General features: G+C 54.8%; 1 protein-coding gene. It reads right to left on the reverse strand.

Features of this window, described 5'->3' with window-relative positions; genetic code table 11:
- Window positions 1-613, reverse strand: a 613-nt coding sequence (locus B5G12_RS14700) for a hypothetical protein (RefSeq protein WP_158099733.1), incomplete at both ends; no start/stop codon positions are given.

Genomic DNA, 613 nt, shown 5'->3' on the forward strand with positions numbered 1-613 from the left:
CCACATCGTAGGGCAGGTGTGTTTCCTCTGCCGGGTAAGCTGCCATCGGTTCCGTTGGAACGGCAGGCTGTGTGGTAAGTTGTGCTTTCCGATCTTCGATCTGCTCCCAAAGGGCGTTGCGCTGCTCGCTACTCAAATTCAGATCTTCGGCCCATTGATAGTCCAGAGTTACCACTTCGAGGGCATCTGCATCGGCTGCGTGTTCAATGGATTTGCTCCAGTAGTCAAACTCCACCGCCTGGGCCAAAACAGCCTCCAGCTTTTCCAGCTCGGGTTGAGGCATCTTTTTCCAGATATCATCTTCCTCACGCTGGCCGCTCCGGATGGTAAAGCCTTCTCCGTCATCGTGCTGGGAGACAGTATAGACGAGCGTATCCGGCATACCGTTGATCTTGCAGGACAGGTGATACTCTTTCTCCCGGGACACCGCCGAGTAGCTGCTGCTTTCCAGACGGATGTCGGTTACATCTTCTGCCGTTAAGGTTTTCTGAAACTGGGCGGAAACAGTCTCCTTAGTTGCCTCAGCATCCGCCACCACCTGCCGAATAAAAGGGTCGCTATCCAGCTTTTCCGGATCTACAAGCTGGCCGTTCACAATGCCGCGCTCGGCCAG

Origin of the sequence: Faecalibacterium sp. An58 (assembly GCF_002161515.1) — a bacterium.
Lineage (GTDB): Bacteria > Bacillota > Clostridia > Oscillospirales > Ruminococcaceae > Faecalibacterium > Faecalibacterium avium.